Genomic DNA, 7,312 nt, shown 5'->3' on the forward strand with positions numbered 1-7,312 from the left:
ATTCGAAGGGAAGGTTTCCATGCGTGCATTGAAGCGGCTCTGGGCGGCGGCCATGCTGCTGTCGCTGGCGTTGGCGGGCTGCTCGCAAGAAAGCCCCATCAACAGCCCCTATCCGTCCGGCGCCGAAAGCCAGAACACGCTGTTTTCCGCCTTCGTCAAGCGATCTCCGAAGTACCTGGATCCGGCCAGCTCTTATTCCGGCGACGAGACCCCTTATACGTACAACATCTATGAGACGCTGTACGGCTACCACTACCTGAAGCGGCCCTACGAACTGGTGCCGCGCGCGGCGGCGTCGATCGACCCGCCCGTCTACCTGGATGCGCAGGGCAATACGTTGCCCGCCGACGCGCCCGGCGAGCAGATCGCGCAAAGCATCTACGACATCAAGATCCGGCCGGGGGCGCGCTACGCGCCGCACCCGGCATTCGCCCGCAAGACCGATGGCAGCTACGACTACTTTCCGCTTGCGCCGGGCGAACTGGACGACAAGTTCTACATTCCCGATTTCCCGCGCACCGGCACGCGCGAACTGACGGCCGACGATTACGTCTACGCGTTCCGGCGCCTGGTCAGCCCGCGCGTGGTGTCGCCGATCTCCAGCCTCATGACCGAGCACGTGACGGGCCTGAAGGAGTATGCGGACCGGCTGCGCCAGCGCGACCAGGCGCTGCGGCAAGACATGCCGGGCGGTGCCGGTGCGCCCTGGCTGGACCTGCGCGAGGCCGACGGCTTTACGGGCGTGCAGGCGCTGGATCCGCACACGCTGCGCATCCGCGTGAACGGCAAGTACCCGCAGTTCAAGTACTGGCTGGCCATGACCTTCACCGCGCCCATCCCCTGGGAAGCGGACCGCTTCTACAGCCAGCCCGGCATGGCGGCGCACGACCTGTCGTTCAATACCTGGCCAGTCGGCACCGGCCCCTACATGCTGGTGGAGTCGCTGCAGAACCGCCGCCACGTGCTGGGCCGCAACCCCAACTTCCACGGCGAACCCTATCCCTGCGAAGGCGAGCCCGGCGACGCGGCCGCGGGGCTGCTGGCCGACTGCGGCAAGCCCACGCCCTTCATCGACCGCGCGGAATTCAGCGTTGAAAAGGAAGCCATCCCGCTGACCGGCAAGTTCCTGCAGGGCTATTACGACGTGCCGCAGATCGAGCGCGGCGAGTACGGCGTGGCCATGCTGGTCGCGGCCGGCGACAGCCAGGACAAGGCGCGCCTGTACAACGAACACGGCATCAAGCTGCCCACGACCGTCGAGACCGCCAACTGGTACATGGGCTTCAACTGGCTGGACCCGGTGGTGGGCAAGGGCGACACGCCGGAGCAGGAAGAACGGAACCGCAAGCTGCGCCAGGCCATCAGCATCGCCTTCGACTGGGAAGAGTACGTCGCGGTGTTCGAAAACAGCCAGGCTTCAGTGGCCTACGGCCCGGTGCCGCCGGGCGTGCTCGGCTACCGCGAACCGCCCGAGGGCGTGAACCCCGTGGTCTACAACCTGGTCGACGGCAAGCCCGTGCGCAAGTCCGTGGACGTGGCCCGCCGCCTGCTGGCCGAAGCCGGCTACCCAGACGGCCGCAACGCCAAGACCGGTGCGCCGCTGGTGCTCTATTACGACTCGATGCAGGGCGGCGGCTCCAATCCGCAGTTCGACTGGATGCGGCGTCAGATGGCCAAGATCGGCGTGCAGCTGGACGTGCGCGCCACCGACTACAACCGCTTCCAGGACAAGATGATGCGCGGGTCCGCGCAGATCTTCCTGTGGGGCTGGAACGCCGACTATCCCGACGCCGAGAACTTCCTGTTCCTGCTGTACGGTCCCAACGCCAAGGCCAAGGGCGGCGGCGAGAACGCGGCCAACTACGCCAGCCCCGAATACGACCGCCTCTTCGAGCAGATGAAGTTCCTGGACGATGGCCCTGAAAAGGAACAGCTCATCGCCAAGATGACCGCCATCGTGCAGCGCGACGCGCCCTGGATGTTCGGCTATTTTCCGATGTCGGGCGGCGCCTACCAGCAATGGGTCGGCAATGCCAAGCCGACCCAGATGGTACGCAATACGCTGCAGTACATGAAGATAGACCCGGTCCTGCGGCAGCAGAAGATCGACGAGTGGAACTATCCGAGGTGGTGGCCCATAGGCCTGTTCGCGCTGTTGCTGGCGCTGGCGATATGGCCGTCGTATGTGGCGCTGAAGCGGCGTGAACGGCAGACGGCATTCGCGCCGGCCCTGGGCAAGGAGCATCAATCATGATCGGCTACGTGATCCGCCGGTTGCTGTACGGCGTGCTGATCCTGATCGGCGTGAATCTTTTCACCTTCATCCTGTTCTTCGCCGTGAATACGCCCGACGACATGGCGCGGCTGGCCATCGGCGGGCAGCGCGCCAACCAGGAAGCCGTGGAGAAATGGAAGGTCGAGCGCGGCTACGACAAACCGCTGTTCTTCAACGCCAAGGCGCAAGGCGCGGCGCAGCTGACCGACACGGTGTTCTACCAGCGTTCGGTGCCTCTGCTGGTCATGGACTTCGGCGCGTCCGACGGCGGACGCGACATCGGCCGCGAGATCAAGACGCGCATGGGGCCCAGCCTGGCGCTGGCGGTGCCTACGTTTTTCCTGGGGCTCTTCGTCAGCATTGTCTTTTCCCTGACGCTGGTGTATTTCCGCGCCACGCGGCTCGATTTCTGGGGCGTGGTGGTCTGCGTGCTGCTGCTGTCCATCTCCAGCCTGTTCTACATCATCGCCGGCCAATGGGTCTTTGCGAAGCTGCTGCGGCTGGTGCCGTTCTCGGGCTTTTCGGGCGGGCTGGACGTGGTCAAGTTCCTGGCGTTGCCGGTGCTGGTCGCGATCGTGTCGCGGCTGGGTCCGGAGGCGCGCTTCTACCGCACCCTGTTCCTGGAGGAGATCGGCAAGGACTATGTGCGCACCGCGCGCTCCAAGGGCCTGGCTGAACGCATCGTGCTGTTCCGGCACGTGCTGCGCAACGCCATGCTGCCCATCCTGACCAGCACGGTGGCCGCGCTGCCGCTGCTCTTCATGGGCAGCCTGATCGCGGAGTCCTTCTTCGGCATTCCCGGCCTGGGCAGCTACACCATCGACGCCATCAACGCGCAGGACTTCTCCATCGTGCGCGCCATGGTGTTCCTGGGCGCCGCCCTCTATATCGTGGGGCTGATCCTGGCCGACATTTCCTACACGCTGGCCGACCCCCGCGTCCGATTCGAGTAGCCGCCATGCCCAAGTTCGTCTTCCTCTGGACCGATATCGCGCTGTGGCTCATGGTGCTGGGCGCGCTGGCCTATGTCTGGCATGTGCGGCGCAGCCCGAACCTGCGCGCGACCTGGGCGCGCGTGGCGCGCGACACGCCCGCCATGTGCTCGGCGGTGATTCTGGCCGCGTTCGTGGTGGTGGGTCTGCTGGACTCGGTGCATTACCGGCCGCTGCTGCCGCCGGCCCCCGGCGCGGCCGCCGACGCACCGCCGGCCTATGCGCCCGCGGTGCGCTCGGCGCTGGACGGGCTGCTCACCGGCTCGGTGCTGACGACGCCGGAAAAGACCTATTCCGAGCCCTTGGCGATACGGCAGTTCACCAAGGAAACCATGCTCGTCAACGACAAGCCGGTGCGCGACTTTCCCCGGCTGCGAGGGGCGGGCGTGCATCTGGAAGACGCCGATCGCGACCACCTGGGCGATGTCGCCAAGCGGCTAGGGCTGGGCCTGGCCGCAGGGCTTGCGGTGTCCGCCGTCGTGATCGGGCTGATGTATGCGGGCTTGGCCAGGCGGCGCGCCGCAAGGGCCGCCGACGAGGCGGCTTCGGACGTGCCCTGGCGCGCCATGGCCGTCACCTTCACGCTGCTGTGTCTGACGGCAGGCGCCTTGGCCGGCCTGTCCAGCGGCTATCACGCGCTGGGCACCGACCGCATCGGCAACGACGTGTTGTGGCAGGCGCTCAAGAGCATCCGCACCGCGCTGGTCATCGGCAGCCTCACCACCATAGCCATGCTGCCGCCGGCCATCGTCTTCGGCATCGCCGCCGGTTATTTCAAGGGCAAGGTCGACGACGGCATCCAGTATCTCTACACCACCATCACCTCGATTCCAGGCGTGCTGCTCGTGGCCGCCTGCGCGTTGATGATGCAGGTGTACATCGACAATCACGCCGACCTGTTCGACACCTCGGCCGCGCGCGCCGACCTGCGGCTGTTCCTGCTCTGCATGATCCTGGGTTTCACGGGCTGGGCCGGGCTGTGCCGCCTGCTGCGCGCCGAAACCCTCAAGCTGCGCGAGCTGGAATACGTGCAGGCGGCGCGGGCCTTCGGTGTCTCGCACTGGCGCATCATGACCCGCCATCTGCTGCCCAATGTGGCGCATCTGGTCCTGATTACCGTGGTGCTGGAATTTTCCGGCCTGGTCCTGTACGAGGCGGTGCTGTCCTATCTGGGCATAGGCGTGGATCCCAGCATGAACTCCTTCGGCTCCATGATCGATGGCGCCCGTCTGGAAATGTCCCGAGACCCGATGATCTGGTGGAACCTCTTGACCGCATTCCTGTTCATGCTGGCGCTGGTGCTGGCCGCCAACCTGTTCGCCGACGCGGTGCGCGATGCCTTCGATCCGCGTACGCGCCGCTACAAGCCTGGCCGCATGGCGCGGTTCGGCCTGTTCGGCCGCGCACCGCGTACGGCCCTGGCGACCGATACGCGCCAGTCCCGTCCGGGAGATGCGCCATGAGCCAGGCTCCCTTGCTTGAAGTGCACGGCCTGGACGTCGATATCGCCGGCGAAAGCGGCATGACGCATGCGGTCAAGCGCCTGCAGTTGGCGATCTCCAGGCGCCAGACCTTTGCGCTGGTCGGCGAATCGGGGTGCGGCAAGAGCATGACGGCGCTGGCGCTCCTGCGCCTGCTGCCCGACGCCGGCCGCATCGTGGGCGGACAGATCGACCTGGACGGAGAAGACCTCAACCGCCTGCCGGAAAGCGCCATGCGCGGCGTGCGCGGCGGGCGCATCGGCATCATCTTCCAGGAGCCGTCCACCAGCCTGAACCCGGTCATGCGGGTGGGCGACCAGATCATCGAAACGCTGATCGCCCATACTCCCTTGCGTGGCGCGGCGGCGCGCGCCCGAGCCGTGGACTGGCTGCGGCGGGTAGGCATCCCGGAGCCCGAGCGGCGCATCGACGACTATCCCTTCCAGTTCTCGGGCGGCCAGAAGCAGCGCGTCATGATCGCCATCGCGCTGGCGGCCGAGCCTGTGCTGCTCATCGCCGACGAGCCCACCACCGCGCTGGATGTGACGGTGCAGGCGCAGGTGCTGGACCTGCTGGCCGACATCCAGCGGGAAATGGGCATGGCGGTGCTGCTGATCACCCACGACCTCGCGGTGGTGAAGAACGTCGCCCATCATGTGGCGCTGATGCGCGGCGGCGAGATCGTTGAAAGCGCCGACGCCGAGGAATTCTTCCGCGCACCCAAACATCCCTATGCGCGGCAGTTGTTCGAAGCGATCCCCACGTTTGAAAAGCGCGGCACGCCGCTCACGGCAAGCGGCCGCGAGGCCATGGCGCGCGACGAGGCCCGGCTGGCCGCCAGCGCGCAGGCGGGCGAAGCGGCAGTGGTGCTGGACGTGCAGGACCTGAAGGTCCATTACCCCGTGCGCAAGGGGCCGCTGCGGCGCATCGCAAGCTGGGTCAAGGCCGTGGATGGCGTGACCTTCACCCTGAAGGCGGGCGAGACGCTGGCCTTGCTGGGCGAGTCCGGCTGCGGCAAGACCACCACGGGCAAGGCGCTGCTGCGCCTGATCGACGGCGCGCGCGTTTCAGGCCGGGCCATGCTGCAAGGGCAGGACGTGCTGTCCGCGGACCGGCGCACGCTGCAGCGCCTGAGGCAGGACATCCAGATCGTGTTCCAGGATCCCTATGCCTCGCTCGACCCGCGCATGCGGGTGGGCGACATCCTGGATGAGGGGCTGGCGTCCCTGCGCAGCGGCATGGACAAGGAATCGCGCCGCACGCACGCCGCAAGGCTGATAGAGCGTGTGGGCCTGCCGTCCAATACCCTGGCGCGCTATCCGCATGAATTCTCGGGCGGCCAGCGTCAACGGATCGCCATTGCGCGGGCGCTGGCGGTCGAGCCCAAAGTGTTGATCTGCGATGAGCCCACATCGGCGCTGGACGTTTCCGTGCAGGCCCAGATCCTGGACCTGCTGCGCGAGCTGCAGGCAGAGTTGGGCATCGCCTACCTGTTCATCACGCACAACTTCGGCGTGGTCGAATATCTGGCGGACCGCATCGCCGTCATGGACGGCGGGCGCATCATCGAATTGGGACAGGCCGATGCGGTTCTGCACGAACCGCGCCAGGACATGACGCGCAGGTTGCTGGCCGCGGTGCCGCGCCTGCACTTCGGGCCGCGCGAAGCGGCCTGATCCGGCGTTCGAAGCAGCGGGGGCAGAGGCCTCCGCCGTCTTGCTACCCGGCCTGATGCGCGCTGCCTGTCTCCAGCCAGGCCAGGGTGTCGCGCTTCAGGTTGCGGCCGCAACGCGTCAGGAACGCATGCACTGCCTCCAGTTCCGCGGTGTCATACCCGCGCGCCGTCGTGGCGATGGCCTCGGCGATCCACTGCCGTTCCTGCGCCAACGCCTGGCACGATTCCTCGACCGGCCGGATCACAATCATCCGGCGGTCCAGCGGGTGGCGGCCGCGCTGGACATAACCGGCCGCCTCCAGCCGGTTGATCAAGGCGGTCGCGCCGCCGGAGCTGATGCCCATCAACTGAGCCAGATGGCCGGTTGGAAGGGCATCGAACTCCATGACCAGCTCCAGCGCCTTCAGATCCGCCAGGGGAATGCCCAGCTTCTCCGCCAGGGCCGACTGGCATGCCGCGTTGTAGGCGGCGAACTGCCGGCCCAGCAGCAGGACGATTTCGTCCAGCATGCCGGACCGCCGGTTGCTTACTGCTGATTCAGCCATGCCGGTCACATGCTCGTGGTGAAAGTAGGTCTGTTGTTGCAGCATGATGTGGGTTCCTGGCGGTTGCGATGGATTACTTCTTGCCGGCCAGGCCACCGAGCAGTCCGCCCAGCAGGCCGCCGTTGGCGGTCCCGCCGGAAGATCCGCCCGCCGCCGTGCCGCCCGTCAGGCTGCCCGTCACCCCGCCCAGCAAACCACCGAGCAGTCCGCCGTTGGCCGCGCCGCCGCTCGTGCCGCCCGATCCTCCCGAACCGGCGGGTGCGCCTGCGGCAGCGCCCGCGCCGGCCCCGGCGCCGGCCGCGACGTTTACGCCTCCGACCAGCCCGCCCAGCAGGCCGCCGCCG

General features: G+C 67.1%; 6 protein-coding genes. 4 read left to right on the forward strand and 2 right to left on the reverse strand.

Annotated features, from left to right (window positions below; translation table 11 throughout):
* The first annotated feature begins 19 nt into the window (after positions 1-19).
* Genes IB257_RS23535 through IB257_RS23550 form a run of 4 tightly spaced genes read left to right on the forward strand, consistent with a single transcriptional unit; the run spans position 20 to position 6,424 of the window.
* Positions 20-2,254 carry an ABC transporter substrate-binding protein gene (locus tag IB257_RS23535; RefSeq protein WP_119450021.1) on the forward strand — a complete coding sequence of 745 codons (2,235 nt, stop codon included), beginning with the start codon at positions 20-22 and terminating at the stop codon, positions 2,252-2,254.
* Positions 2,251-3,228 (forward strand): ABC transporter permease, encoded by a 978-nt coding sequence (locus tag IB257_RS23540; RefSeq protein WP_054453034.1) that lies wholly within the window; start codon positions 2,251-2,253, stop codon positions 3,226-3,228. The genes IB257_RS23535 and IB257_RS23540 overlap by 4 nt, the downstream gene beginning before the upstream one ends.
* A gap of 5 nt (positions 3,229-3,233) precedes the next feature.
* Positions 3,234-4,730, forward strand: a complete 1,497-nt coding sequence (locus IB257_RS23545; RefSeq protein WP_175164465.1) for an ABC transporter permease — start codon at positions 3,234-3,236, stop codon at positions 4,728-4,730.
* A complete protein-coding gene (locus IB257_RS23550) occupies positions 4,727-6,424 on the forward strand; it encodes an ABC transporter ATP-binding protein (protein WP_054453030.1) in 1,698 nt (565 codons plus the stop codon). The genes IB257_RS23545 and IB257_RS23550 overlap by 4 nt, the downstream gene beginning before the upstream one ends.
* 43 nt (positions 6,425-6,467) lie before the next feature.
* Here IB257_RS23550 and IB257_RS23555 read toward each other — a convergent pair whose 3' ends face one another.
* Both IB257_RS23555 and IB257_RS23560 read right to left on the reverse strand, forming a co-directional pair.
* Positions 6,468-7,013, reverse strand: a complete 546-nt coding sequence (locus tag IB257_RS23555) for a MarR family winged helix-turn-helix transcriptional regulator (RefSeq protein WP_119450020.1) — start codon at positions 7,011-7,013, stop codon at positions 6,468-6,470.
* Positions 7,014-7,041: 28 nt separating this feature from the next.
* Positions 7,042-7,312 (reverse strand): hypothetical protein (locus IB257_RS23560; RefSeq protein ID WP_192492895.1); only part of this gene is annotated, 271 nt, incomplete at its 5' end.

It is taken from the genome of Achromobacter sp. ACM03, from assembly GCF_014851665.1.
GTDB lineage: Bacteria > Pseudomonadota > Gammaproteobacteria > Burkholderiales > Burkholderiaceae_B > Achromobacter > Achromobacter aegrifaciens.